This is a genomic window from Pseudomonas sediminis (assembly GCF_039555755.1).
In the GTDB taxonomy this organism is placed as follows: Bacteria; Pseudomonadota; Gammaproteobacteria; order Pseudomonadales; family Pseudomonadaceae; genus Aquipseudomonas; species Aquipseudomonas mendocina_D.
In genome coordinates this window covers 2,365,933-2,390,609 of record NZ_CP154631.1, presented here as the reverse complement: position 1 = coordinate 2,390,609, position 24,677 = coordinate 2,365,933, and the positions used below count along the sequence as shown (strand labels likewise).

Here is a 24,677-nt window from a genome sequence, read left to right as displayed (position 1 = left end):
GGACTCTGCTAGCATCAGCATCGCGCGCGGGCCAACAGGCCCGCGCCTTCGTTGTGCCGCGGTATCCTCAATCGCAACCGTCCACTTTGGTATTCAATCGACCATGCATCTGTCGCGTCTTTCCCTAGCAGCCGTCCTGTTCGCCCTGTATCTCGGCATGCCGCAGGCATTTGCCGAAGAGCCGCCGCAGATCGAAAGCGTGCAGCAGAGCCTCGACGGCCTGGCCGAGCGCAAACTGCCAGAGGCCGAACAACTGGCGCTCAAGCAGACACTCGAACAGACGCTGCGCATGCTGCAGGACCGGCAGAATGCCGAGCAGCGCCTCAGCGACCTGCGCAAGCAGCTGGACGATGCGCCGCGCCTGATCAACGAAGCCCAGCGCGAGCTGGACCGGCTCAAGTCGAGCCCCGAACAGCAGATTTCCGCGCGCCATGCGCGCAGCTCGCTGGCTCAGCTCGAACAGCTGCTGAGCGAACGCTCCAGCCAGATCAGCGACTGGAACAAGGCGATCATCGAGGCCAACAGCCTGGTGATCACCGCACAGACCCGCCCGGAACGCGCCCAGGCGGAGATCAGCCAGAACCAGGCACGCAGCCAGCTGCTCAACGACGCCCTGAAGAGCGGCCGCTTCGAAGGCAAGGCCCTGAATCAGGAGCGGCGCAATCAGCTCAACGCCGAACTCTCCCTGCTCGCCGCGCAAACCCAGCTGCGCCGCCAGGAACTGGCGGGCAACAGCCTGCTGCAGGACCTCGGCAGCGCCCAGCGCGCACTGCTCGAGGAACGCATCAATCGCGCCGAGCAGGAGCGCCAGGCCCTGCAGGGCCTGATCAACGAACGCCGTCGCGCGGAATCGGAACAGACCGTCGCCGAGCAATCGCGCGAGGCCGAACGGGCCAGCTCGGACAGGCTGCTGGCTCGGGAAAGCTCGCTCAACCTCAAGCTCTCCGACTACCTGCTGCGTGCGACCGATCGCCTCAACGGCCTGACCGAGCAGAACCTGCAGACCCGCCAGCAGCTGGACAACCTCAACCAGGCCAACAGGGCGCTGGACGAGCAGATTGGGGTGCTGCAGGGCAGCCTGCTACTGTCGAAGATTCTCTACCAGCAGAAGCAGGGGCTGCCGAAGCTGAAACTCGAAGACGGTTCGCTGGCCAACGAGATCGCCGATATTCGTCTCTATCAGTTCGAGCTGAACAAGCAGCGCGAGGAGATCAGCGATCCGGCCCGCTACATGGAGAACCTGCTCAGCGGCCAACCGAGCGAGGAAGTCACCCCGGAGCTGCGCAACGCACTGCGCGAGCAGCTCAATACCCGGCGCGAACTGCTCGACCGCCTCAACCGCTCGCTGAATGCGCTGCTCAACGAGTCGATCACCCTGCAGCTCAACCAGAAGGAGCTGGAAAGCACCGCCAGCAGCCTGCGCGCCACCATCGACGAGCAGATGTTCTGGATTCCCAGCAACAAGCCAATTGATCTGGATTGGCTGAAATCGGCACCGCGGCGCCTCGAGCGGCAACTGGCCGACCTGCCCTGGAGCATGGCCATCAGCGAACTGGGCGCGGGCCTGGTCGAACGTCCGCTGGTGTTCCTGCCGCTGATCCTGCTCTGTGCGCTGATCCTCTGGCGCCGCCAGTTCCTGTTCGACAAGCTCAGCGGGCTGCATGGCGACATCGGCCACTACAAGCACGACAGTCAGTTGCACACGCCGATGGCGCTGGGCCTCAACATCATCCTGGCGCTGCCGGTGACGCTGTTCCTGGCCCTGTGCGGCTATGCCCTGCTGCACGATGCGCGCGGGCAGAATCTCTACCTGGGCGCCGCGCTGTACGAGATGGCCGAGGCCTGGCTGGTGTTCTATACCCTGCACCGCATCCTGTCCCCGGATGGCGTGGCCGTCCTGCACTTCCACTGGCCGCCGGCCAACGTCGCTTTCTTCCGCCAGCACCTGCGTCGCCTGGGCCTGGTGGTGATGGCGCTGGTGGCCGTAGTGAGCATTGCCGAACACCAGCCAGCGAGCCTGGCCAACGATGTGATCGGCATCATCGTGGTCCTCAGCTGCTATGCCCTGATGGCCTGGATGCTTTTCCATCTGCTGTTCAGCGCCCCCCTGCGCGAGCACACCTCGGGCCTGCGCACCAGTGTCGGCGTGCTGTTCAACCTGCTACCGCTGGCGCTGATCGGTGCGGTTGCGTTCGGCTATTACTACACGGCGCTCAAGCTCACCGACCGCTTGATCGATACCCTGTACCTGCTGATCATCCTGCTTATCGTCGAGGCTACGCTGGTCCGCGGGCTGAGCGTCGCGGCACGACGCCTGGCCTACCAACGCGCCCTGGCCAAGCGTCAGGCGCAAAGTAAGGAAAGCCTGGATGGCGAAGCGCCGGTGGAAGAGCCGACCCTGGACATCGAGCAGGTCAACCAGCAATCGCTGCGCCTGATCCGCCTGGCCCTGCTCGGCGGCTTCCTGGTTTGCCTGTACGCGGTCTGGGCCGATCTGATCGGCGTATTCACCTACCTCGATACCATCAACCTCTACGAATACAGCAGCGGTACCGGGGATAACGCGACACTGGTGCCCATCAGCCTGATGGACGTAATCGGTGCCCTGATCATCGTCGCCATCACCGTGGCACTGGCGCGTAACCTGCCCGGCCTGCTCGAAGTGCTGGTGCTGTCGCGCATGCGCCTGGCACAGGGCAGCGCCTACGCCACCACCACCTTGCTGTCCTACGCCCTGGTCGCCATTGGCATCGTCACCACGCTATCGACGCTGGGCGTCAGTTGGGACAAGTTGCAGTGGCTGGTGGCGGCCTTGTCGGTCGGCCTCGGTTTCGGCCTACAGGAAATTTTCGCCAACTTCATTTCAGGTTTGATCATCCTGTTCGAGCGCCCAGTGCGTATCGGTGACGTGGTAACCATCGGCAATCTGTCCGGCACCGTGAGCAAGATCCGTATCCGTGCCACCACCATTACCGACTTCGATCACAAGGAAATCATCGTACCGAACAAGACCTTCATTACCGGCCAACTCATCAACTGGTCGCTGAGCGACACGGTCACCCGCGTCACCCTCAAGGTCGGCGTCGGCTATGGCTCGGATCTCGATCTGGTGCGCAAGCTGCTGCTGCAGGCGGCGCAGGAAAACCCGCGCGTGCTCAAGGAGCCGGGGCCCATCGTCTACTTCCTCAACTTCGGCGAGAGCACGCTGGACCACGAGCTGCGCATCCACGTGCGCGACCTCGGCGACCGCAACCCGGCCACCGACGAGATCAATCGTTTCATCGACCGCGAGTTCCCGAAGAACGGCATCAACATCGCCTTCCGCCAGGTCGAGGTGTACGTGAAAAACCTGGAACATGGCGAGCAGAAGCTGGATCAGAAAGACCTGGCCAGAGTCGCAGCCGCTGGCGCCGCCAGTGTGCAGCAACCACCCAAACCGCCCGCAGTGCCTTGAGCAGGTAGGAGCCACCCGGTGAAAAGCCTCGACCAGTTGATCTTCGACAACCGCTTCGCCCGCCTAGGCGATGCCTTCTCCACCGAGGTACTGCCCGAACCTATCGAGCAACCACGCCTGGTGGTGGCGAGCGAGTCGGCCATGGTTTTGCTCGACCTGGCTCCAGACGAAGCACAACGCAGCGAGTTCGCCGAACTGTTTGCCGGGCACAAACTGTGGGAAGAGGCCGAGCCGCGCGCGATGGTCTACTCCGGCCACCAGTTCGGCGGCTACACGCCGCGCCTGGGCGACGGTCGCGGCCTGCTGCTCGGTGAAGTGCTCAACGAAGCTGGCGAGCACTGGGACCTGCACCTGAAAGGCGCCGGCATGACGCCCTACTCGCGCATGGGCGATGGTCGTGCGGTGCTGCGCTCGTCGATCCGCGAATTTCTCGCCAGCGAACATCTGCATGCGCTCGGCATTCCCAGCTCACGCGCGCTGTGCGTGACCGGTTCGAGCACGCCGGTGTGGCGCGAGAAGCAGGAAAGCGCGGCCATGGTGCTGCGACTGGCGCAGAGCCACGTGCGCTTCGGCCACTTCGAATACTTCTACTACACGCGCCAGCACGAGCACCTGAAGACCCTCGGTGAACACGTCATGGCCTGCCACTTCCCCGCCTGCCTGGAGCAGGACGAACCCTGGCCGGCCCTGCTGCGCGAGGTCATCGAGCGCACCGCCGCGATGATCGCCCACTGGCAGGCCTATGGCTTCTGCCATGGTGTGATGAACACCGACAACATGTCGATCCTCGGCATCACCTTCGACTACGGCCCCTACGCCTTCCTCGACGACTTCGACGCCAACCACATCTGCAATCACTCCGACGATACCGGCCGCTACAGCTTCAGCAATCAGGTGCCCATTGCGCACTGGAACCTCGCAGCCCTGGCCCAAGCGCTGACGCCCTTCGCTCCCGTGGAAAAGTTGCGCGAGACGCTGGAGCTGTTCCTGCCGCTGTACCAGGCGCATTACCTCGACCTGATGCGCAAGCGCCTGGGTTTCACCCGCGCCGAGGAAGAGGACGAAGCGCTGATCCAACGTCTGCTGCAACTGATGCAGGCCGGTAAATCTACCGACTACACCCTGTTCTTCCGTCGCCTCGGCGCACAGGCAGCCGCCGAAGCGCTCAAGGTCGTGCGCGATGACTTCGTCGACCTCGCGGGCTTCGATGCCTGGGGACGCGATTACCTGGCTCGCTGCGAGTTGGAGGGTGGGGAACAGAGCGAACGACAGGCGCGCATGCACGCGGTCAATCCCAAGTACATCCTGCGCAACTACCTGGCCCAGCAGGCCATCGAAGCCGCCGAACGCGGCGACTATGGCCCAGTGCGCGAACTGCATTCGGTACTGTCACGACCGTTCGACGAGCAGCCGGGGCTCGAACGCTATGCCGAGCGTCCGCCCGAATGGGGCAAGCATCTGGAGATCAGTTGTTCGTCGTGAGTGATAGTGCTGCCGGCCTGTTGCGCGGCAGCTCACCGACGTTGGCCGGCCTTTCGACTGCGCTTATCTGTTAAATCGAAAAGGCATATCAATCTGCCCAAACATTCTTAGACTATCTAAAAGAACCCCTCTATCTTGGCGCCCTGCCAGGCCGCCCAGTGCGTGCCCGATACCTCACACGAGATTCGACGCAAAGATTCTGCCCCTGATTCGTCAGCCAGCGCCGCGAGCCCAAACGCAGCGCCAGCCACCTGAATCACATGCAGGATCTAAGGATGTTCATGTTCTGGGATTCCCTGCCTCTGCTGTTTGTCGGCGCCCTGCTGACCTGGGTTCTGTATGCCTTCGTTCGCGAGAAATGGAGCCCGGACATAGTCGCCGCCATCGCCGTGGCCGCCTTGCTGGTCAGCCAACTGCTGACGCCGGGCGAAGTACTCAGCGTGCTGTCCAACTCCGCCCCCGTGACCATCGCCTGCATGTTCGTGCTCTCCGCCGCGCTGGAGCGTACCGGCTGCATCGACGCTCTCGGCAACTGGCTGGGCAATCTGGTAGGCACCAGCCCGATTCGCGTGCTCACTGGCCTCACCGTCACCGCGCTGGTGGTATCCGCTTGCCTCAACAACACACCAGTGGTGGCCATCCTCACCCCGGTGGCCATCGCCCTGGCGCGCCGCGCCGGCACCCTGCCGTCGAAGCTGTTGATCCCGCTGTCCTACGCCACCATCCTCGGCGGCACCCTGACCATGATCGGCACCTCGACCAACATTCTGGTCGATGGCGTCGCGCGCAAGGCCGGCCTCGCGCCCTTTGGCATCTTCGAAATCACCGGTGTCGGCTTGGTCATGGCCGCATGCGGCATGCTCTACCTGCTGACCATCGGTCATCGCCTGCTGCCGGAACGCGAGACCCTGTCACGCCAGCTGCGCCCGGATCTGTCACGCACCTTCATGACCGAACTGCTGGTGCCGCACGACTCACCGATGATTGGCAAGACCCTGCACGAGGCCAACCTTAACGGTGGTAGTGGTCTGCAAGTGCTCAAGTTGTTCCGCGATGAACAGGAGCTGACCGAGCCGGGTGCCGAAACGCTGCTCGCCAGCGGCGACCGTCTGGTACTGCATGGCCAGGTCAAGGATGTAGTGGAGTTGCGCGAGAGCGGCCACCTGAGTTTCAACCGTGGCGATGCCTTCGAAACCATCAGCAGCCACGACGTGATCCTCGCTGAGGCTATCGTCGGGCGAAACTCGCGCTACAGCCACCGGCCGATGCGCGACCTCGACCTCACTGCGCGCTACGGCATCGCTGTGCTCGCCGTGCACCGCCAGGACGAGAACGTGCAGGGCAACCTGGATGATTTCGAGCTGCAGTTCGGCGATGTGATGCTGGTCGAAGGCACACCTGCGCAGATCAAACGCTTCGCCGACAACGGCGAACTGATCAGCCTCAACGCTGTGCAGGAGCGTGCCTTCCGCCGCGACAAGGCGCCCATCGCGATCATCTCGACCCTGGCCGTGATGCTGCTGGCTGCCTTTGGCGTGATGCCCATTGAGGGCCTGGCGATCATCGGCGCCGTCACGGTACTGGCCACCCGCTGCCTGGACGTGGAAGACGCCTACAAGGCGGTGGACTGGAAGATTCTCAGCCTGATCTTCGGCATGCTGGCCATCAGCATCGCCATGGACAAGGTCGGTTTGGTCAAGCTGCTGGTGGAGAATGTCATGGGCTGGCTGCCTTGGGCCGGACCACTATTGATGCTGAGTTTCATCTACCTGTTCACCTCGATCCTCACCGAGATGCTGTCCAACAATGCGGTGGCGGTACTGGTGACGCCCATCGCCATCGGCATGGCTCAGCACCTGGGCGTCGATCCACGCGCCTTCGTGGTCGCGGTGATGTTCGCCGCCAGCGCCAGCTTCGCCACCCCGATCGGCTACCAGACCAACACCTTCGTCTACAACGCCGGCGGTTATCGCTTCACCGATTTCATGAGAATTGGCATTCCCCTGAATCTGCTGCTGTGGGGCGTAGCAACGCTGGTAATCCCCTGGTTCTTCCCGCTGACGCCGGTCTAAGGCATAAGCTGCGAATACAATGTTCTAACCCAAGGCCCGTTTCATTGCGCCTGCGCATTGACCGGACCTTGTCGCTTTATCCATGCTGCGATCCTTTCAATCTGCCCTGAAGGAACGCGCGCATGAAATTGGAAACACTCGCCATCCACGCTGGCTACGATCCGGACCCCACCACCAAAGCAGTGGCGGTACCGATCTACCAGACCAGCTCCTTCGCCTTCGACGACACCCAGCACGGCGCCGACCTGTTCGACCTGAAGGTCGCCGGCAACATCTATTCGCGCATCATGAACCCGACCAACGCCGTGCTCGAGGAGCGCGTGGCGGCGCTGGAAGGCGGCGTCGGTGCACTGGCCGTGGCCTCCGGCATGGCCGCCATTACCTATGCCATCCAGACCGTGGCCGAGGCCGGCGACAACATCGTCTCGGTGGCCAAGCTCTACGGCGGTACCTACAACCTGCTGGCCCATACACTGCCGCGTTTCGGCATCCAGACCCGCTTCGCCGCGCACGATGACATCGCCGCACTGGAAGCACTGATTGACGAGCGCACCAAGGCGGTGTTCTGCGAATCCATCGGCAACCCAGCCGGCAACATCGTCGACCTCAAGGCCCTGGCCGACGCCGCACACCGTCATGGCGTGCCGCTGATCGTCGACAACACCGTGGCCACGCCGATTCTCTGCCGTCCCTTCGAACATGGCGCGGACATCGTCGTGCACTCACTGACCAAGTACATCGGTGGCCATGGCACCAGCATCGGCGGCATCGTGGTCGACTCCGGTAAATTCCCCTGGGCCGACAACAAGGCGCGCTTCCCGCTGCTCAACACGCCCGATCCTTCCTACCACGGCGTCACCTACACCGAAGCCTTCGGCCCTGCTGCGTTCATCGGCCGCTGCCGCGTAGTGCCACTGCGCAACACCGGCGCGGCGCTGTCGCCGTTCAACGCCTTCCTCATCCTTCAAGGCCTGGAAACCCTGGCCCTGCGCATGGAGCGGCATACCGAGAACGCCTTGAAAGTCGCGCAGTATCTGCAAAGCCACCCGCAAGTGGCCTGGGTCAAATACGCCGGCCTGGCCGATCACCCCGAACACGAACTAGCCCAGCGCTACTTCGGCGGCAAGCCGGCGGCGATCCTCTCCTTCGGCATCCAGGGCGGGCAGGAGGCTGGAGCGCGCTTCATCGATGCGCTGCAACTGGTGGTGCGCCTGGTCAATATCGGTGATGCCAAATCGCTGGCCTGCCACCCGGCGTCGACCACACACCGCCAGCTCAGCGACGAAGAATTGCAGAAGGCCGGCGTACCGCGCGACATGGTGCGCCTGTCCATCGGCATCGAGCATATCGACGATATCCTCGCCGACCTGAGCCAGGCTCTCGAAGCCGCACGCGGCTGATCGCTTGAAAAGCGGCGTTTTCGGCTCCAGATTGGTGTCATAGCCGCTGGAGCCGAAAAATGAGCGATCCCCTGCTGATCCCCTGCCCACATTGCAATGGGCTCAACCGCATTCCCGCCGAACGCCTGGGTGACGCCCCACGCTGTGGTCGCTGCAAGAGCGAAGTGTTGCCAGGCGTACCCATCACCCTCACGCAGGCTAATTTCGCCAGCCAACTCAAGGGCAACCTGCCGTTACTGGTAGATGTCTGGGCCAGTTGGTGCGGCCCCTGCCAGTCCTTCGCCCCGACCTTCCAGCAGGCCGCCGTGCAACTGCAGGGACGCTGCCGCCTGGGCAAGCTCGATAGTGAAGCCAACCCGAATCTGGCCGGGCAACTGGGCATCCGCTCCATTCCAAGCCTGATCCTGTTCAAGGGAGGCATCGAAGTCGCCCGCCAGAGTGGTGCCATGCCGCTACCGCAACTGCAGGCCTGGCTGCGCCAACAGGGCATTTAGGATGCACCTATAGCTCGGATGCAATCCGGGCTATGTGGCTGGAGCTCTTGAGCGCTTCGGTCAGTCACTACGGGCACTGCGGTCAATTGCAGCGCGCCATCGGCCCCTTAGTCTGGCAAAACGCCCGCCCAAGGAGTTTTGTCATGCCGCTGCCCGTTGAAATCGCCCGCCAACTCACCGAAGAACAGATCGCCTTCGTCAAACGCAGCGGCCTCAAGGCCGAAGTGCTGGAACCTGGATTCGTGCGCCTGCGCATGCCCCTGCAAGGCAACCAGAACCATATCGGCAGCATGTACGCCGGCGCCCTCTTCACCCTTGCGGAAATACCCGGCGGCGCGCTGTTTCTGACCAGCTTCGACGCCCAGCGCTTCTATCCCATCATCAAGGAAATGAACCTGCGTTTTCGTCGCCCCGCCACGGGTGATATCCAGGTCGAGGCGCGCCTCTCGACCGAGGAGATCGCCCGCCTGGAAGAACAAGCGATCCTACAGGGCAAGGCCGAATATCTGCTGGAATTGCAGCTGACCGACGGCAGCGGCGAAGTGGTCGCAGAAAGTCGCGGCCACTACCAATTGCGTTTACGCTGAATGGCGCCGCTGCCTGCATTTGCAATCGGTAACAGTCCCCGACCTTGCCATAGGTCAAAAGAGCGGCTATCTGAACAGGCACAATAAAATTGCCGAAGGGTATCGGCAGGAGAGCCGTCACCATGTTCAAGCACATTCTTATCGCCCATGACCTGCGCGACACTGCCGATATGGCACTGTGCCGCGCCACCCAGTTAGCCAAGCAGCATAACGCCCGGCTGACCATGCTCCATGTGCTCGACCCGGGCCAGAGCAGCGACCAGCATGAGAAAGCGCGCCAGGCGCTGGATCGCAGCCTGACCCAATACGCCCCGCCCGGCACCGAGCTGCGCATGCTCAGCGGCAAGCCGTCGGAGGTCGTCCTGCAACAGGTTCAGGACAGCGGTTGCGACCTGCTGGTACTGGGCGGCCACCATCAGCGCCATGACTTTTTCTCCGGCACCAGCCTCGACCGTATCGCTCGTCGCTGCACCGTGCCACTGCTGCTGGTCGCCCGCAACGACTTCCAGCCGTATCAACGGGCATTGGCCGCCATCGACTTTTCCCTATGCGCCTGCAGCGCTCTGGGCCAGGCCTATCATCTGCTGCCTGGCGATGCCGAACTGCATGCCCTGCATGTATTCGAACCGGACAAGGGCACGCAGCAACAGGTCGAACTGCAGCTGCAGACCCAGCAAGGTCTGATCGATCAGCTACTGCATGACGAAGCGCAGAAGCTCCCGGCCGAAGGTCCCAAGCTGAGCCACGAGGTGCTGCAGGGTGGCATCCTGCGTAGCCTGCAAGAGCAGATCAAGACGCGTCGAGCAGAACTACTGGTACTCGGCAGCCATGGCCGCAGCGCCTTCTCCCAGGCACTGCTGGGCAGCCTGGCACAGCACTTCCTGCACAAGGCGCCCTGCGACGTTTTCGTGGTGCGCTAACGAACAAGGCGCCCACGGGCGCCTTGATTTATCGCTGACAAACCTTCAAGCCTGATTGAGCAGATCGTGCAGCTCGACGAACTGCTGGGTCAGCTTGTGCCGTGCATCCAGATAGATCAGCGGCGTGCACACCTGATGCGACTCACGCATCTTCACCGAGCTCATCAGGTTCACCGGCAGCACCGGCAGCCCTTCGGCAATCAGCTCATCCAGCAACTGCTGCGGCAGCGTCGCACGTGGCTGGAACTGGTTGACCACGATGCCCTCCACTTCCAGCGCCTCGTTATGGTCGTCCTTGAGTTCTTCGATCTCGGCCAGCAGGCCGTAAAGGGCATTGCGCGAGAAGCTATCGCAGTCGAAGGGTATCAACACACGGTCGGCCGCGATCAAGGCGGAAACCGTATAGAAATTCAGCGCTGGCGGCGTATCCAGGTAGATGTGGTCGTAGTCTTCGGCCAGCTCGTCGAGCAGTTTGCGCAGCTTGTTGATCTTGTGCTTCTGCTCAAGCTTGGGCTGCAACTCGGCCAGTTCGGCCGTGGCCGTGACCACATGTAGGTTGTCGAAGGGAGTTTCGTAAATATCGACCTTGCCCTTTTTGGCGAACGGCCCGGACGACAGGGTTTGCTTGAAGAAATCGGCAATGCCCATGGGAATTTCCTCGCCGGTCAGCCCGGTGAGGTAATGGGTCGAGTTGGCCTGAGCATCCAGGTCGATCAGCAGCGTACGGTAGCCCTGCGCCGCACTCACTGCCGCAAGATTGCAGGCGATACTGGACTTGCCCACGCCACCCTTCTGGTTGAACACCACACGTCGCATCGCCGCTCTCCCTGATTTCGAATACTGTGGATTCTATGCAAAGCCCATGACAGACACGAGAAGCAGACCACAACGCCATCATCCGCCCATCAGAAGAGGCTGCACAACATTTGCACAGTGCCGTGCGCATCTAGATAATGCCCGACCGAACAGATACCGGCACTATGCCATGGACGCTGATTGACCTCTCTTTCAGGCGTATTGTCGTGCCGACCCGTATGCCCGGAGTGGCGAAAAGCCTCGTGCTATGAATTTCCAGATCGAAGGATTGCGCGCCTGGGCCCCCGGCCTGGAGTCAGAGGATGATTGGCGTGCCTGGTGCAGCGCCCCTGTGGTCGTGCCTGACGACCAGCAACAGCCGGACGTGAGTTTTCTGCCTGCCATGCAACGCCGCCGCCTCAGCCGGCTGGCGCGCATGCTGTTCCATGTCGCCTGGCCCCTGGCCGAAGGGCAAGGCCCACTCCCCCTGGTGTTCGCCTCGCGCCACGGCGAAACGCCGCGCACGCTTGCCATTCTTACCGAACTCGCCAAAGGCGAGCCGCTGTCGCCCACCCAGTTCAGCCTCTCCGTGCACAACGCGATCATCGGCCTGTGGTCGATCCTGCGTGAGGACAGCAGCGAGATGACTGCTATGGCTGCGACAGGAGACGGTTTGGAGCAAGCCATGCTCGAGGCCGGCGGGCTACTTGCCGAGGGTGCCCCCGGCGTCTTGCTGGTCGTCACAGAGGAATTACCGCCTGACCTCTACACGCCCTATATAGATGACGTACCCTTCTCCTACGCGCTGGCTCTGCTGCTGAAACCGGGCACAACCTGGACCTTGAGCCTCGCTCCCGCCGAATCCGGCTTACCTGCCGCCTGGCCACACCCTCTGAACCTGCTGCGCGCCTACCATGGCGGGCAGCGAACGCTGACTCATTACTGGAAAGACCGCCAATGGACCTGGTCACGCAACGAGGACTGAGCCCCTATAGCCCGCCGTATGCATGGAGGCTTGTCGCGACGGCACTGAGCTTCGCCCTCTTCGGGGTCGGCGGCGTGCTGCTGCGCGTGCTGGTTTTCCCTGTGCTTGGCCTGTTGCCTGGCGATGTTCTGCAGCGCCGCACCCGGGCGCGTGCAGTGGTCAGTTGGACCTTCCGCGTATTCGTGCAGTTCATGTTCCGCACGGGTGTACTCACCTATGAGGTGGAGGGCGCCGAACGCCTGGGCCGTCCCGGCCAGATGGTGATCGCCAATCACCCCTCGCTGATCGACGTGGTCGTGCTGATCGCCTTCATCCGCGACGCCAACTGCGTGGTCAAGCAGAGCCTGTGGGAAAACCCCTGCATGCGCGGCCCGATTCGCGCCGCTCAGTACATCAGCAACAGCGGCAGCATGGACATGCTCGACGAAGCAGCCGGCGCCCTGCAAAGCGGCGAGACCCTGATCATTTTCCCGGAGGGCACCCGCACGGTGCCCGGCACCAACCCGGAGTTTCACCGCGGTGCAGCTGCAATCGCGGTACGCGGCGCCAGCGTGGTTACCCCCGTGGTGATCAGCGTGACACCGACGACCCTGACCAAGGCCGAGCCCTGGTACAGCATTCCGTCGCGCCGTTTTCACTTTCGCCTGCGGGTCGGGGAGGATATCGACCCGCGGCAATTCACCGAGCAGGCCCCATTGCCGATTGCCTCGCGCAAGCTCAACGACCATCTGCATCAACACTTTATGAAGGAGCTCGCCTCAGATGAGCGATCTGCAACGTGAAATCAAGAACCTGATCATCGATGCCCTCGGCCTCGAGGACATGAGCGCCGACGACATTGGCGCGGAACAGACGCTGTTCGGAGAAGGCCTCGGCCTGGATTCGGTGGACGCGCTGGAGCTTGGGCTGGCGATCCAGAAGCGCTTCGGCATCAAGATCGACGCCGAAGCCAAGGACACTCGCAAGCACTTCGCCAATGTCGCGAGCCTGGCTGCGTTCGTTTCCGCCCAGCAAACCGCTTGAGGATTACTCCAGATGCAAAGCCGCGAAGAAATCTTCGTCACCCTGCGCAGCGCCCTGGTGGAGCTGTTCGAACTGGATGCCGAGCGCGTCACCCTGGAAGCCAGCCTGTATGAAGATCTGGAAATCGACAGCATCGACGCTGTCGACCTGATCGACCACATCAAGCGTCAGACCGGCCGCAAGCTCGCCGCCGAGGAATTCAAGAGCGTGCGCAGCGTGGGTGACGTGGTCGAAGCCGTATACCGCCTGATCAACGAAGCGCCCCAGGCTCAAGCCTGATCAAATGGCTCGCTTGTTTGGCCTGCTACTGCTGATAGCCGGCGTGCTCTATCCCTTCGCCGTCTATTACGGCATGGAGCACTGGTCGCCACGTTTGTTCGCTGCGCTGCTGGGCGGGCTCTGGCTCGCCCGTGCGCTGACTGCCCGTCGCCGGCCCGGGGGCCTGTGGCTGGCCGCTGCTGCCCTGGCGTTCTGCCTGATGCTCGGCCTGGCGGACGAACCGGCCCTGTTGCGCTGGTACCCGGTACTACTCAACCTGATGCTGCTGGCCCTGTTCGGCCTCAGCCTGAAGTTCGGCCCACCGCTGGTCGAGCGCCTGGCGCGCCTGCGCGAGCCGCAGTTGCCGGAAGTCGCCGTGCGCTACACGCGCAAGGTCACTCTGGTCTGGACCCTGTTCTTTCTCGGCAACTCCTTCCTGTTGATGGCTCTCGCGGCCTGGGCGCCGCTCTCCTGGTGGACGCTGTACACCGGCTTTATTTCTTATGGCCTTATTGGCCTGCTGTTCGCTGGCGAATGGTTGATCCGCCAGCAGGTAAGGAAACACGAATGATTTGGCTGCCCCTCTCCGATCTGTTGCTGGAGGCTCAGCCCGAGCGCCAGGTGACCCTGGAGCCCGCGCTGTTTCATCCAGCGCTGCGTGAGCGCGCCTTGCGCCTGGCTGCTGCCCTGCAAACGCAAGGCATACGACGCGTGGCGCTGTATCTGGAAGATGCTGGTGAGCTGGCCATCGCCCTGCTCGGAGCCTGGCGCGCCGGGGTGCAGGTGTTGCTGCCGGCCGATGCCCAGGCGCAGACACGCCAGCGGCTGGCGGCCCAGGTCGATTTGTGGCTGGACGACTTGGCAGGGCTGGACGCCGAGGCGCTGCCCGCCGCCGCTCTCGACCCCGAGCAGTGCCGCCTGACCCTGTGCACCTCGGGCTCCAGCGGCGAACCCAAGCTGATCGACAAGAGCCTGGCGCAACTGGCCAACGAACTCGAAGCCCTGGAGCACTTGTGGGGGCAACACCTGGGCCAGGCTTGCGTGCTTGGTAGCGTCGCCTGCCAGCATATCTACGGCCTGCTGTTCCGCTTGCTCTGGCCGCTCTGCGCCGGTCGCCCGGTGCACAGCCGCGCCCTGCCATTCCCTGAAGACCTGCAGCAGGTCAGCCTCAGTCAGCCCCATTTCGTCTGGGTCGCCAGCCCTGCCCTGCTCAAGCGCATGGGCGACAACCTCGACTGGCCGGCGCTGAGCCGCGTGAAACAGGTATTTTCCTCCGGCGGCGCCCTGCCCGCCGAAGCAGCGCAGGCCCTGCATGACCGTCTGGGCCAATGGCCGACGGAAATCTATGGCAGTTCGGAAACCGGCGGTATCGGCTGGCGCCAGGGTGACACGCCTTGGCAACCGTTCACCGGCGTCGAACTGAGCTTGGATGAGGCCGGAGCCCTGCGCATCGCCTCGCCATATTTGCCAGCCGGACATATCGAACAGAGCGCGGATGCCGCCGAGATCGGTGACGACGGTCGTTTCGTCCTGCGCGGACGACTGGATCGCATCGTCAAACTGGAGGAGAAGCGCATCTCCCTGCCCATGATCGAGCAGGCACTGGTCAATCATGACTGGGTTGCCGATGCCCGCCTGGGTGTCGTTCAGGAGGGTCGCGCCTACCTCGGGGCCTTGCTGGCGCTGAGCGCCAACGGCGTGCATGCCCTGCGCAACCAGGGCCGCCGTACCGTGACCGAAACCCTGCGCCGACACCTGGCCGAACACTGCGAAACCATCGCCCTGCCGCGCCGCTGGCGTCTGCTGCTGGAACTGCCCTACAGCAGCCAGGGCAAGCTGGCGCAGAGCCAGATCGACGACCTGCTGGCTGCGCCACGACCAACGAGGGTAGAGCCAGCCAGCGCCGAAGAGCATGACGGCGAATGGCTGCTGCAACTGCAGGTGCCACTGGACCTTGCCCACTTCACCGGCCACTTCCCACAGACGCCGGTACTGCCGGGCGTGGTGCAGGTCGATTGGGCGCAGCAACTGGCGCGCCAGGTGATCGAACATCTGCCGCCGCGCTTCGCCGGCATGGAAGTGCTCAAGTTTCAGCAACTGGTGCGCCCCGGCGACACCCTGCAGCTGTCGCTGCGTTTCGACACCGAACGCGGCAAGTTGTATTTCGCCTACCGCAATGGCGAGGCTGCCTGTTCCTCAGGGCGCATTCTGCTGGAGCCGGCCCATGGCTGAGCCAGACTTCAATCCCTGCGCGGTGATCCCGGTATACAACCACGAGCGGCCGTTGCCCGGCGTGGTCGGGCAACTGCGCAGCGCTGGATTGCCATGCCTGCTGGTGGACGACGGCTCGAACACGGCCTGCGCTGCGGTAATGGATGAACTGGCGCAGCAGCCGAACATTCACCTGCTACGCCTGCCGAGCAACCAGGGCAAAGGCGGCGCGGTGATGGCCGGCCTGCGCGAGGCCGCGCGCCTTGGCTACAGCCACGCCCTGCAGGTAGACGCTGATGGTCAACACGATCTGAGCACCCTGGATCATTTCATCACCACCGCTCGCGCTCATCCGCAAACGCTGGTCTGCGGTTACCCGCAATACGATGCGAGCGTGCCCAAGTCACGCCTCTACGCCCGCTACCTGACCCATGTCTGGGTCTGGATCAACTGCCTGTCGCTGCAGATTCGCGACTCCATGTGTGGCTTTCGCATCTACCCACTACCGGCCACCCTGGCCCTCCTCGATACGGTGAAGCTCGGCCGGCGCATGGATTTCGACACAGAGATACTGGTGCGCATGGCCTGGCGTGAACAGCCGATGCACTGGTTGCCAACGCGGGTGCACTACCCGGCCGACGGCCTCTCGCACTTTCGCCTGTGGCACGACAACCTGCTGATCTCGGGCATGCATGCCCGGCTGTTCTTCGGCATGCTGCTGCGCGCGCCACGCATTCTCTGGCGCAGGCTGGTCGCATGAGCGCTGCCGAACAAAACGAGCACTGGGCCCGGCAGAAGGAGCGCGGCAGTTTCCTGCTGATGCGTTTCACCGTCGCGGCCGCGCGCCTGCTTGGCCGCCGCCCCCTGGTACCGCTGCTGTACCTGATCGTCCTGTACTTCTACCTCTTCGGCCGTAGTGCACGCACCAGCATTCATCAGTATCAGAACAACCTGGCCGCCTGGAGCGCACGCCCCGATCTGCGCCCAAGCCGCAGCTCTGTGTTGCGTCAGTTCCTGGCGTTCGCCGATAGCCTGCTGGACAAGCTCGATGTGTGGAACGGCCGCCTGCCACTGCAGCAGTTGCAACTGGACGATCCCGACGACATCCGCGGCCAACTGCATAGCGGTGGTCGCGGACGCCTGCTGGTCGGCGCCCACCTGGGTAATCTGGAAGTCTGCCGCGCCCTGGCCGAACTCGGCGAGCAGGTATGCATGAACGTGCTGGTGCACACCAAGCACGCCGAGCGCTTCAACCGCCTGCTGGGTGAGTCCGGCGCCAGCCACCTGCGCCTGATTCAAGTCAGCGAACTGGACCCGGCGATCATGCTGCAACTGGCCGAGCGCCTGGAGCGCGGCGAGTGGCTGGCTATCGCTGGCGACCGCGTGCCGCTACATGGCGGGCGCAGCGTGGTGGTCGATTTCCTCGGTCTGCCGGCAGCGTTTCCGCAAGGTCCCTGGTTGCTGGCTGGCCTGCTGCAATGCCCGGTCGGGCTGATGCACTGCCTGAAGATCGATGGGCGCTACCAGGTGCGTCTGGAACACTTCGCCGATGCCGTGAGCTGGAAGCGCAGCGAGCGCGATCAGGTGGTTCACGACTGGGCACAACGTTACGCGCAGCGCCTGGGCGAACACTGCCTGGACGCACCGCAACAATGGTTCAACTTCTACCCTTTCTGGAAGCGAGATGACGACATACCAGCCTGAGCCGGTGATCTTCGGCGAGCGCGCCCTGACCATCGAGAACATCGTAGCCCTGTCGCAGCACCAGGCCCGTGCCCAGCTGCAGGACGATGCCGCCTACCGGGAAAAGATCGCCAAGGGCGCACGTTTCCTCGACACCCTGCTGGACAAGGAAGGCGTGATCTACGGCGTCACCACCGGCTACGGCGACTCCTGCGTGGTCGCGGTGCCGCTGCATCAGGTCGAGGCGCTGCCCCAGCACCTGTTCACCTTCCACGGTTGTGGCCTGGGCAAACTGCTCGACGCCCCCAGTACCCGCGCGGTGCTCGCCGCCCGATTGCAGTCGCTGTGCCACGGCGTGTCCGGGGTGCGCGTGGAACTGCTGGAGCGTATCCAGGCGTTCATCGAGCACGACGTGTTGCCCTTGATCCCGGAAGAAGGCTCGGTCGGCGCCAGCGGCGACCTCACTCCGCTGTCCTACGTCGCCGCCACCCTCAGCGGTGAGCGTGAGGTGCTGTACAAGGGCGAACGTCGCAGCGCCGCCGAGGTGCATGAAGAACTCGGCTGGACGCCGCTGACCCTGCGCCCGAAAGAGGCCCTGGCGCTGATGAACGGCACCGCCGTGATGACCGCCCTGGCCTGCCTGGCCTACGCCCGCGCCGACTACCTGCTGAAGCTGGCCACACGCATCACCGCACTCAACGTGATCGCCCTGGAAGGCAATCCGGAGCACTTCGACGAGCGCCTGTTCGCCGCCAAGCCGCACCCGGGCCAGACCCAGGTCGCCGCCTGGATTCGCCAGGATCTGGCCGTCGAGGCGCCACTGCCGCCGCTGCACCGCCTGCAGGATCGCTATTCGATCCGCTGCGCGCCGCACGTGCTGGGCGTGCTGGCCGACAGCCTGGGCCTGCTGCGCCAGTTCATCGAGATCGAACTAAACAGCGCCAACGACAACCCGCTGTTCGATGCCGAGACCGAACGCACCCTGCACGGCGGCCACTTCTATGGCGGGCATATCGCCTTCGCCATGGACAGCCTGAAGAACCTGGTGGGCAACGTCGCCGACCTGCTCGACCGCCAGCTCGCCCTGCTGGTCGACACCCGCTACAACCACGGCCTGCCGAGCAACCTGTCCGGCGCGCCAGTCGAGACGGCGATGATCAACCACGGCTTCAAGGCCGTGCAGATCGGCGCCAGCGCCTGGACTGCCGAAGCGCTGAAGAACACGATGCCGGCCAGCGTGTTCTCGCGCTCCACCGAGTGCCATAACCAGGACAAGGTGAGCATGGGCACCATCGCCGCACGCGATGCTCTGCGCAGCCTGGAGCTGACCGAACAGGTCGCCGCTGCCACGCTGCTGGCCGCCAACCAGGGCGTGTGGCTGCGCGAGCAGGCAGGCAAGCAGGACATCCCCGCGCCACTGGCCGCCATGCGCGAGCAACTGGCCAGCGATTTCCCGCCGGTGATCGAAGACCGCGCCCTGGAAGGCGAACTGCGCCTGTGCCTGGAGCGCATCCGCACTCAGCACTGGAGGCTGTATGCGTAGCAAGGGCGTATTGCAGGCGGAAATCGAACTGCAGGTGCAGTTCTATGACGTCGACATGATGGAAATCGTCTGGCACGGCCATTACGTCAAATACTTCGAGCAGGCGCGCTGCGCCCTGCTCGACAAGCTCGACCACAACTACCGGCAGATGCGCGACTCCGGCTACGCCTGGCCGGTGATCGACCTGCAGGTACGCTATGTGCGCGGCGCCCAGTTCGGCCAGCGCATCATCGTGCGCGCCGACCTGGTGGAATGGGAAAGCCGCCTGAAGATCAACTACCTGATCAGCGATGCTGAGACCGGCGAACGCATGACCCGCGGCAGCACCGTGCAGGTCGCCGTGGAGATCGCCACGCGAGAAATGCAGTTCGCCTCACCCCAGGTGTTCATCGATGCCGTACAGAGGGCCATCGCGTGAAACGCCTTCTCGGTGCAGCTCTGGCCTTCATCCTGCTCGGCACAGCCCAGTTGGCGCTGGCCTTCGACCTCGACCAGCTCAGCGAGCAACTCGGCGAGCCCGAGGTGGTGCGCGGCAGCTTCATCCAGGAAAAACACCTGCGCGCCCTGCCGCAACCGTTGACCAGCCGCGGCACCTTCGTCCTGGCCAAGGATCATGGCCTGCTCTGGCTGCTCGAACGCCCATTGCAGCAGGACTACCGTATCGACGCGCAAGGCATTGCCCGGCGCAGCGAACAGGGTTGGCAGTTCGTCGCCCAGCAAAGCGCCACCGCTCAGCAGAACCGCCTGTTTCTTGCCGTGCTCAAGGGCGACAGCAGCGGTCTGCGTCAGGATTTCGAACTAAGCCTGAGCGGTAGCGCCGAGGCCTGGCAGCTCGATCTGACGCCCCGCAGCGTTCTGCTCAAGCAGGTATTCAAGGCCATCGTCATCACCGGCGGTGAGCTGGTGCAGCGTATCGAGCTGCAGGAAACTCAGGGCGACAGCACCGTGCTGCGCCTTGAGGACAATCAGGCCGATCAGTCCCTGAGCGACGCGGAGCGACATGACTTCCAGAGTTGAATACTGGGGTTCACGGCTCTTTCCGCTCGCCCTGCTCCTGCTCGTTGCCGTCGCTGCCTGGCAGTGGCGCGGCGGCGCGCCCGTATCGGCCAACCTGCTGGAACTGGTACCCAACGGCACGCCGGACGCGCTCGAGCAGCAGGCCGTGCAACGTATGCAGGAGCCGCTCAATCGCGAGCTTCTGGTGCTGATCAGCCACCCGCAGCGCGAGCAAGCCCTGGCACTGGCCGCCGAACTGGGCACACGCTGGCAGCAACAGGCGCTGTTCGAGAAGGTGCAGTGGGATCCGCAAGCCGACCTGTCCGGCATACGCCAGCAACTGCAGGATCAACGCCTGGCGCTGTTGCCGGCTGCCGACCGTCAATTGCTGATCGACAATCCATCCGCCTTCGTCGAGCGACGGGTGCAGGATCTGTTCGACCCCTTCCGCAGTCAGGGCGTGGTTGCCACCAATGATGATCTGCTCGGCCTCAGCACCCTGGTGGAGAAAGGGCTTCCCCATTACCACAATGTCCAGGTCGACCTCAGCGGCGCGCTGATCGCCGAAAGCGAAGGGATCACCTGGGCCCTGCTACGCGCCCGCACCAACGCCGACGCCTTCGACGGCAACCTGGCTCTGGCCGTGGACGATCTGGTCGCCCAGTCCCGTGATGAGGTGCAGGCACGCGGCGGCCAATTGCTCGCCAGCAGCGGGCTGCTGTATTCCGCCCATGGCCAGCGCGAAGCCACTCGCGAAATCAACGTGATGGGCAGCATCGCCAGCGCTGGTGCCCTGCTGATGATGCTGCTGGTGTTTCGCCGGGTGCGCGTACTGCTCGCCTTCATCCCCGCGGCCATTGGCGTGCTCGCTGGGCTCACGGCCTGCGTCGCGGTGTTCGGCCACATCCACGTGATGACCCTGGTGCTGGGTGCCAGCCTGATCGGCGTGGCCATCGACTACCCCCTGCACCTGCTGTCGAAAAGCTGGACGCTGCAACCCTGGGATAGTTGGCGTGCCCTGCGCGCCACGTTTCTTGGCCTGAGCCTCGGTCTGCTGACCAACGTCATCGGCTATCTGGCCCTGGCCTTCACGCCGTTCCCGGCACTGAAACAAGTGGCGATCTTCTCCGCCGCCGGCCTGCTCGGCGCCTACCTGAGCACGCTGTTCCTGTTGCCAACCCTGCTCGGCAAGGCCGAGATACGTCCCTGGCAGCCGCCGCATGCCCTAGCACAGCGCCTGCTCGACTGGCGCGAAGCCTTGTTGCGAAAACTGCCCACACCCTGGCTGCTGTTGATCTTCGCCCTGTTCTGCGCTGCTGGCCTGTTGCAGCTCTCGCACAAGGACGACCTGCGCCAGTGGGCCAGCGTACCGCCGCAATTGCTTGAGCAGTCGAAAGCCATCAGCCAGATCGTCGGCATGCAACCGACCAGTCAGTTCTTTCTGGTGCGCGGCGACGACGAGGAACAATTGCTGCAACGCCAGCAGCCGTTGAGCCAACGCCTGGACAAGCTGGTGGAACAAGGCCAGTTGAAGAGCTATCTGGCCCTGAGCCAGCTGATGGCGCCAGCCACCCAGCAGGAGGCACTGCGCCAAGCCGTGGCACAGCTCCCGAGCCATAGCGCTGCACTCAACGAACTGGGCATCCCCGCCGAGGCCATCGAGCAGGAAGCGCAACAGCTGCAAGCACTGCCGACGCTGACCATCGAGCAGGTGCTATCCGCGCCACTCAGTGAGCCCTGGCGGCCACTCTGGCTGGGCAACGCCGATGACGGCCAGGTCGCCGGCTTGATCAGCCTGCAAGGCTTGACCGACAGCGATCTGCTTGCCGCCCAGGTCGAGGGACTGGACGGGGTAAAACTGGTCGACCGCCTCGGCGAGCTCAATCGCCTGTTCGCCGCCACGCAAGTCAGCGCCGCCGAACTCAAGCTGGCCTCCTGCCTGCTGATCTTCGCTGTGCTCTGGATCTTCTTTGGCGCACGCGGTGCCGCTCGTGTACTGGCGGTCTCGCTGCTGGCCGCATTGGCCAGCCTGGCCAGCCTGGGCTGGCTTGGCCAGCCGCTGACCCTGTTCAGCCTGTTCGGCCTGTTGCTGGTCACCGCCATCGGCGTGGACTACGCCATTCTGATTCGCGAACGGGTCGGCGGCGCCGCCACCAGCCTGCTCGGCACGCTGCTGTCGGCACTGACCACCTGGTTGTCGTTCGGCCTGCTGGCCGTTTCCAGTACGCCTGCGGTGAGCAACTTCGGCCTGGCCATCAGCATCGGCCTGGCCTTCAGCTTCCTCCTCGCCCCCTGGGCAGGTGACGCGCAAGCAAAGGATAAGCAGCCATGACGGTCGTCCTGTTCTGGTTGCTGGCCCTGGCCATCTATGCGCTGGTCGCGGTCGTCGGTGGGCGCCGCTTGATACCCATCGTCGGGCAGTTGCTGGTGGCCGCACTCGCCATTCCGGCGCTGCTGTTGCTGTGGGCCGAGCCGCACTGGCAGTTGAGTGCCAACGACCTGCTGGCGCCCGACTGGCTGGAGCTTGCCTACGGCCTATGCTTCGCGCTGCTGCTCGGCTACATCCTCAGTGATGTGATCGACCTCGATCTCAGCCCGGCCTGCGTGAAAATCGCCCTGCCGAGTTTTCTCGTGCCGATGCTGGCGGGCCTGGCCTGCTCGCTATGGCTGCTACCCGGCGAGCGTGGCTGGTTGAGTGCGCTGGGCATTGGCCTGCTGTTTTCCATCACTGCCATCCCGGTGCTCTATCTGTTCCTGCAGAGCATCGGCTACCCGGCCGCCGACACCAAACGCCTGCTGCACGCGGCAATCCTGATGGACTTCATGTGCTGGAGCCTGTTCGGCCTGGCCCAGGGCAGCAGCCAGCCGGCAACCTTGCTCTGGCCGCTGTTGGCGGCACTGCTGCCCCTGTTGCTGCACAGGCTCAAGCGGCGCCATCCGCTGTTCTACAGCCTGCCGTTCTTCGCCCTGATGCTGCTGTTTCAGCAGCTTGGACTGAATGCGCTGGTATTCGGCATCGCCTACATGCTGTGTCTGGGCTATCTGAAACAGCCCTTCGTCCTGCCATTGGCGCAACGCCACTGGAAGCTGCTGATGAATGGCATCGCGGTTCCGCTGATTCTCACTTACGGCGTGCTGCGCGTGGATTTCCATGGCCTGGGTCAACACATGTCCTGGCTGGTGATAGGTACCCTGCTGGCGCTGCCGGTCATCAGCAAGGTGCTTGGTAGCTGGCTGGGTCTGCACTGGGCAGATCCGGCCGCGTCGGCACGGATCAAGTGGCGTGAAAGCCTGCTGCTGAACATCCGCGGCCTGACCGAAATCGTGTTCCTCAACCTGCTCCTGCAGCTCCAGCTGATTGATTCAACGGTGTACTTCGGCCTGCTGCTGATGAGTCTGTTCTCTACTCTGCTGCCTGCCCTGCTGGGCCGGCATGCGGCCAATCATGAAGCGAAAACCCGCTATGAAATCTCCTGAACTCGAACAACGCCAGATCGTCGTCATCGGTGCCGGCCCGTCCGGCGCCATCGCAGCCGCCATCCTCAAACGCAAGGGTCATGACGTACTGGTGCTGGAGCGCCAGCGCTTCCCACGCTTTTCCATCGGCGAGAGCCTGCTGTCGCACTGCCTGGACTTCGTCGAAGAAGCCGGCATGCTCGAGGCCGTCCAGGCCGCTGGCTTCCAGACCAAGCACGGTGCTGCGTTCGCCTGGGGTGAGCGTTACACCAGCTTCGACTTCCGCGACAAGTTCACCGAGGGCAAGGGTTCGACCTATCAGGTAATCCGCGCCGACTTCGACAAGTTGCTGGCCGACGAAGCCGAGCGCCAGGGCGTGGAGATCCGCTACGAGGAAGAAATCTTCGCCGCCGACTTCAGTGGTGATTGCCCGCGCCTGTCGGTACGCCGCCTGGCCGACGGCTTCGAGTACCAGGTCGAGTGCGCCTTCGTCCTCGACGGCAGTGGTTATGGCCGCGTGCTGCCGCGCCTGCTCGATCTCGACACGCCGTCGGCCTTCCCGGTCCGTCGCGCGGTGTTCACCCATATCGAGGATCGCATCGACCCGGCCTCGGGCTTCAACCGCGAGATGATCCTCATCACCACTCACCCGACTCTGCGCGACGTGTGGTTCTGGACCATCCCATTCAGCAACGGCCGTTGCTCGCTGGGCGTGGTCGCCGCAGCCGAGCACTACGAGAATTCTCCGAAAGATCTCGATGCCTGTCTCAAGCAGTTCGTTGCCGAGACCCCATCGTTGAGCAAGGTGCTCGGCAATGCCGTGTGGGATACCCCGGCGCGCGAGATCAACGGTTACTCGGCCAACGTCAAGAGCCTGCACGGCCCAGGCTTCGCCTTGCTGGGCAACGCCGCCGAGTTCCTCGATCCGGTATTCAGCTCCGGCGTAACCATCGCCATGCGTTCGGCGAGCATGGCCGCCGGGCTGCTGCATCGCCAGCTGGGTGGCGAAACGGTGGACTGGGAGAACGAGTTCGCCATCCCGCTCAAACGCGGCGTGGATACCTTCCGCGTCTACGTCGAAGGCTGGTACGAGGGTTCCTTCCAGGACGTGATCTACTACGAGAACGCCTCCCCGGAAATTCGTCGCATGATCAGCTCGATCCTTGCCGGCTACGCCTGGGACGGTAAGAATCCCTACGTGTCCGAACCACGCCGCCGCCTGCGAGTGCTCGCAGAACTTTGCTCCCAACCCTGAGAACCTACTTACGATCAGCTGCGCGTCGGCCCTACGGCGTTAGAAACAGGCTCGGAATGCTCA

General features: G+C 63.6%; 22 protein-coding genes. 21 read left to right on the top strand and 1 reads right to left on the bottom strand.

Going from position 1 to position 24,677, the window contains the following annotated elements; translation table 11 throughout:
• Window positions 1–103: 103 nt before the first annotated feature.
• The 7 genes from mscK to AAEQ75_RS11340 all read left to right on the top strand — a co-directional run bounded on the left by mscK (window position 104) and on the right by AAEQ75_RS11340 (window position 10,409).
• Window positions 104–3,454 carry a mechanosensitive channel MscK gene (mscK, locus tag AAEQ75_RS11370; RefSeq protein ID WP_343348777.1) on the top strand — a complete coding sequence of 1,117 codons (3,351 nt, stop codon included), beginning with the start codon at window positions 104–106 and terminating at the stop codon, window positions 3,452–3,454.
• A gap of 18 nt (window positions 3,455–3,472) precedes the next feature.
• Window positions 3,473–4,936 carry a protein adenylyltransferase SelO gene (selO, locus tag AAEQ75_RS11365; protein WP_343348775.1) on the top strand — a complete coding sequence of 488 codons (1,464 nt, stop codon included), beginning with the start codon at window positions 3,473–3,475 and terminating at the stop codon, window positions 4,934–4,936.
• A 281-nt stretch (window positions 4,937–5,217) separates the two neighbouring features.
• Window positions 5,218–7,008, top strand: a complete 1,791-nt coding sequence (locus tag AAEQ75_RS11360) for an SLC13 family permease (RefSeq protein WP_343352370.1) — start codon at window positions 5,218–5,220, stop codon at window positions 7,006–7,008.
• A 122-nt stretch (window positions 7,009–7,130) separates the two neighbouring features.
• Window positions 7,131–8,408, top strand: coding sequence for a bifunctional O-acetylhomoserine aminocarboxypropyltransferase/cysteine synthase (locus AAEQ75_RS11355; protein ID WP_179575381.1), 1,278 nt, complete (start codon window positions 7,131–7,133; stop codon window positions 8,406–8,408).
• 59 nt (window positions 8,409–8,467) lie between these two features.
• The gene (gene trxC / locus AAEQ75_RS11350; RefSeq protein ID WP_143504477.1) at window positions 8,468–8,902 is read left to right on the top strand and encodes a thioredoxin TrxC; all 435 of its coding nucleotides are present in this window, start codon (window positions 8,468–8,470) and stop codon (window positions 8,900–8,902) included.
• 143 nt (window positions 8,903–9,045) lie between these two features.
• Window positions 9,046–9,489 carry a PaaI family thioesterase gene (locus AAEQ75_RS11345; protein ID WP_343348771.1) on the top strand — a complete coding sequence of 148 codons (444 nt, stop codon included), beginning with the start codon at window positions 9,046–9,048 and terminating at the stop codon, window positions 9,487–9,489.
• Between the two features lie 122 nt (window positions 9,490–9,611).
• Window positions 9,612–10,409 (top strand): universal stress protein, encoded by a 798-nt coding sequence (locus AAEQ75_RS11340; protein ID WP_343348769.1) that lies wholly within the window; start codon window positions 9,612–9,614, stop codon window positions 10,407–10,409.
• 45 nt (window positions 10,410–10,454) lie between these two features.
• On the opposite strand, the gene AAEQ75_RS11335 is transcribed toward AAEQ75_RS11340, so the two are convergent.
• Window positions 10,455–11,225: a ParA family protein gene (locus AAEQ75_RS11335; protein WP_143504480.1), complete on the bottom strand. Its 771-nt coding sequence runs from the start codon at window positions 11,223–11,225 to the stop codon at window positions 10,455–10,457.
• Window positions 11,226–11,472: 247 nt separating this feature from the next.
• Between AAEQ75_RS11335 and AAEQ75_RS11330 the strand changes: the two genes are divergently transcribed.
• Genes AAEQ75_RS11330 through AAEQ75_RS11265 form a run of 14 tightly spaced genes read left to right on the top strand, consistent with a single transcriptional unit; the run spans window position 11,473 to window position 24,614 of the window.
• Window positions 11,473–12,189 (top strand): beta-ketoacyl synthase chain length factor, encoded by a 717-nt coding sequence (locus AAEQ75_RS11330; protein ID WP_143504481.1) that lies wholly within the window; start codon window positions 11,473–11,475, stop codon window positions 12,187–12,189.
• Window positions 12,162–12,971, top strand: coding sequence for a lysophospholipid acyltransferase family protein (locus AAEQ75_RS11325; protein WP_343348765.1), 810 nt, complete (start codon window positions 12,162–12,164; stop codon window positions 12,969–12,971). The genes AAEQ75_RS11330 and AAEQ75_RS11325 overlap by 28 nt, the downstream gene beginning before the upstream one ends.
• Window positions 12,952–13,212, top strand: a complete 261-nt coding sequence (locus tag AAEQ75_RS11320; RefSeq protein ID WP_013713773.1) for a phosphopantetheine-binding protein — start codon at window positions 12,952–12,954, stop codon at window positions 13,210–13,212. The genes AAEQ75_RS11325 and AAEQ75_RS11320 overlap by 20 nt, the downstream gene beginning before the upstream one ends.
• Window positions 13,213–13,224: 12 nt before the next feature.
• On the top strand, window positions 13,225–13,491 hold the full coding sequence (locus AAEQ75_RS11315; RefSeq protein ID WP_115292445.1) for an acyl carrier protein: 267 nt from the start codon (window positions 13,225–13,227) through the stop codon (window positions 13,489–13,491).
• A 4-nt stretch (window positions 13,492–13,495) separates the two neighbouring features.
• Window positions 13,496–14,041, top strand: a complete 546-nt coding sequence (locus AAEQ75_RS11310) for a hypothetical protein (protein WP_343348761.1) — start codon at window positions 13,496–13,498, stop codon at window positions 14,039–14,041.
• On the top strand, window positions 14,038–15,702 hold the full coding sequence (locus AAEQ75_RS11305) for an AMP-binding protein (protein WP_343348759.1): 1,665 nt from the start codon (window positions 14,038–14,040) through the stop codon (window positions 15,700–15,702). The genes AAEQ75_RS11310 and AAEQ75_RS11305 overlap by 4 nt, the downstream gene beginning before the upstream one ends.
• The gene (locus AAEQ75_RS11300; RefSeq protein WP_343348757.1) at window positions 15,695–16,441 is read left to right on the top strand and encodes a glycosyltransferase family 2 protein; all 747 of its coding nucleotides are present in this window, start codon (window positions 15,695–15,697) and stop codon (window positions 16,439–16,441) included. Before AAEQ75_RS11305 ends, AAEQ75_RS11300 begins: the two co-directional genes overlap by 8 nt.
• Window positions 16,438–17,385, top strand: coding sequence for a glycosyl transferase (locus AAEQ75_RS11295; protein WP_125833643.1), 948 nt, complete (start codon window positions 16,438–16,440; stop codon window positions 17,383–17,385). Before AAEQ75_RS11300 ends, AAEQ75_RS11295 begins: the two co-directional genes overlap by 4 nt.
• On the top strand, window positions 17,366–18,907 hold the full coding sequence (locus AAEQ75_RS11290) for an HAL/PAL/TAL family ammonia-lyase (RefSeq protein ID WP_343348754.1): 1,542 nt from the start codon (window positions 17,366–17,368) through the stop codon (window positions 18,905–18,907). Before AAEQ75_RS11295 ends, AAEQ75_RS11290 begins: the two co-directional genes overlap by 20 nt.
• Window positions 18,900–19,325, top strand: coding sequence for an acyl-CoA thioesterase (locus AAEQ75_RS11285; protein ID WP_024306669.1), 426 nt, complete (start codon window positions 18,900–18,902; stop codon window positions 19,323–19,325). Before AAEQ75_RS11290 ends, AAEQ75_RS11285 begins: the two co-directional genes overlap by 8 nt.
• Entirely contained in the window at window positions 19,322–19,924 is a 603-nt protein-coding gene (locus AAEQ75_RS11280; RefSeq protein WP_343348751.1) for a LolA family protein, read from the top strand. Before AAEQ75_RS11285 ends, AAEQ75_RS11280 begins: the two co-directional genes overlap by 4 nt.
• A complete protein-coding gene (locus tag AAEQ75_RS11275; RefSeq protein ID WP_343348749.1) occupies window positions 19,908–22,235 on the top strand; it encodes an MMPL family transporter in 2,328 nt (775 codons plus the stop codon). The genes AAEQ75_RS11280 and AAEQ75_RS11275 overlap by 17 nt, the downstream gene beginning before the upstream one ends.
• Complete coding sequence (locus AAEQ75_RS11270) at window positions 22,232–23,380, top strand: sodium:proton antiporter (RefSeq protein ID WP_343348747.1); 1,149 nt, start codon at window positions 22,232–22,234, stop codon at window positions 23,378–23,380. The genes AAEQ75_RS11275 and AAEQ75_RS11270 overlap by 4 nt, the downstream gene beginning before the upstream one ends.
• Window positions 23,367–24,614: an NAD(P)/FAD-dependent oxidoreductase gene (locus AAEQ75_RS11265; protein WP_017363370.1), complete on the top strand. Its 1,248-nt coding sequence runs from the start codon at window positions 23,367–23,369 to the stop codon at window positions 24,612–24,614. The genes AAEQ75_RS11270 and AAEQ75_RS11265 overlap by 14 nt, the downstream gene beginning before the upstream one ends.
• Window positions 24,615–24,677 lie beyond the last annotated feature (63 nt).

Excerpts from the sequence above, each read along its gene's own strand:
- AAEQ75_RS11265 (WP_017363370.1), top strand. The coding sequence starts at position 23,367 with ATGAAATCTCCTGAACTCGAACAACGCCAGATCGTCGTCATCGGTGCC.
- AAEQ75_RS11300 (WP_343348757.1), top strand. The coding sequence starts at position 15,695 with ATGGCTGAGCCAGACTTCAATCCCTGCGCGGTGATCCCGGTATACAAC.
- AAEQ75_RS11355 (WP_179575381.1), top strand. The coding sequence starts at position 7,131 with ATGAAATTGGAAACACTCGCCATCCACGCTGGCTACGATCCGGACCCC.
- AAEQ75_RS11295 (WP_125833643.1), top strand. The coding sequence starts at position 16,438 with ATGAGCGCTGCCGAACAAAACGAGCACTGGGCCCGGCAGAAGGAGCGC.
- trxC (WP_143504477.1), top strand. The coding sequence starts at position 8,468 with ATGAGCGATCCCCTGCTGATCCCCTGCCCACATTGCAATGGGCTCAAC.
- AAEQ75_RS11325 (WP_343348765.1), top strand. The coding sequence starts at position 12,162 with ATGGACCTGGTCACGCAACGAGGACTGAGCCCCTATAGCCCGCCGTAT.
- AAEQ75_RS11290 (WP_343348754.1), top strand. The coding sequence starts at position 17,366 with ATGACGACATACCAGCCTGAGCCGGTGATCTTCGGCGAGCGCGCCCTG.
- AAEQ75_RS11270 (WP_343348747.1), top strand. The coding sequence starts at position 22,232 with ATGACGGTCGTCCTGTTCTGGTTGCTGGCCCTGGCCATCTATGCGCTG.
- AAEQ75_RS11340 (WP_343348769.1), top strand. The coding sequence starts at position 9,612 with ATGTTCAAGCACATTCTTATCGCCCATGACCTGCGCGACACTGCCGAT.
- AAEQ75_RS11310 (WP_343348761.1), top strand. The coding sequence starts at position 13,496 with ATGGCTCGCTTGTTTGGCCTGCTACTGCTGATAGCCGGCGTGCTCTAT.
- AAEQ75_RS11330 (WP_143504481.1), top strand. The coding sequence starts at position 11,473 with ATGAATTTCCAGATCGAAGGATTGCGCGCCTGGGCCCCCGGCCTGGAG.
- AAEQ75_RS11285 (WP_024306669.1), top strand. The coding sequence starts at position 18,900 with ATGCGTAGCAAGGGCGTATTGCAGGCGGAAATCGAACTGCAGGTGCAG.
- AAEQ75_RS11360 (WP_343352370.1), top strand. The coding sequence starts at position 5,218 with ATGTTCTGGGATTCCCTGCCTCTGCTGTTTGTCGGCGCCCTGCTGACC.
- AAEQ75_RS11320 (WP_013713773.1), top strand. The coding sequence starts at position 12,952 with ATGAGCGATCTGCAACGTGAAATCAAGAACCTGATCATCGATGCCCTC.
- mscK (WP_343348777.1), top strand. The coding sequence starts at position 104 with ATGCATCTGTCGCGTCTTTCCCTAGCAGCCGTCCTGTTCGCCCTGTAT.
- AAEQ75_RS11335 (WP_143504480.1), bottom strand. The coding sequence starts at position 11,225 with ATGCGACGTGTGGTGTTCAACCAGAAGGGTGGCGTGGGCAAGTCCAGT.
- AAEQ75_RS11315 (WP_115292445.1), top strand. The coding sequence starts at position 13,225 with ATGCAAAGCCGCGAAGAAATCTTCGTCACCCTGCGCAGCGCCCTGGTG.
- AAEQ75_RS11275 (WP_343348749.1), top strand. The coding sequence starts at position 19,908 with ATGACTTCCAGAGTTGAATACTGGGGTTCACGGCTCTTTCCGCTCGCC.
- AAEQ75_RS11345 (WP_343348771.1), top strand. The coding sequence starts at position 9,046 with ATGCCGCTGCCCGTTGAAATCGCCCGCCAACTCACCGAAGAACAGATC.
- AAEQ75_RS11305 (WP_343348759.1), top strand. The coding sequence starts at position 14,038 with ATGATTTGGCTGCCCCTCTCCGATCTGTTGCTGGAGGCTCAGCCCGAG.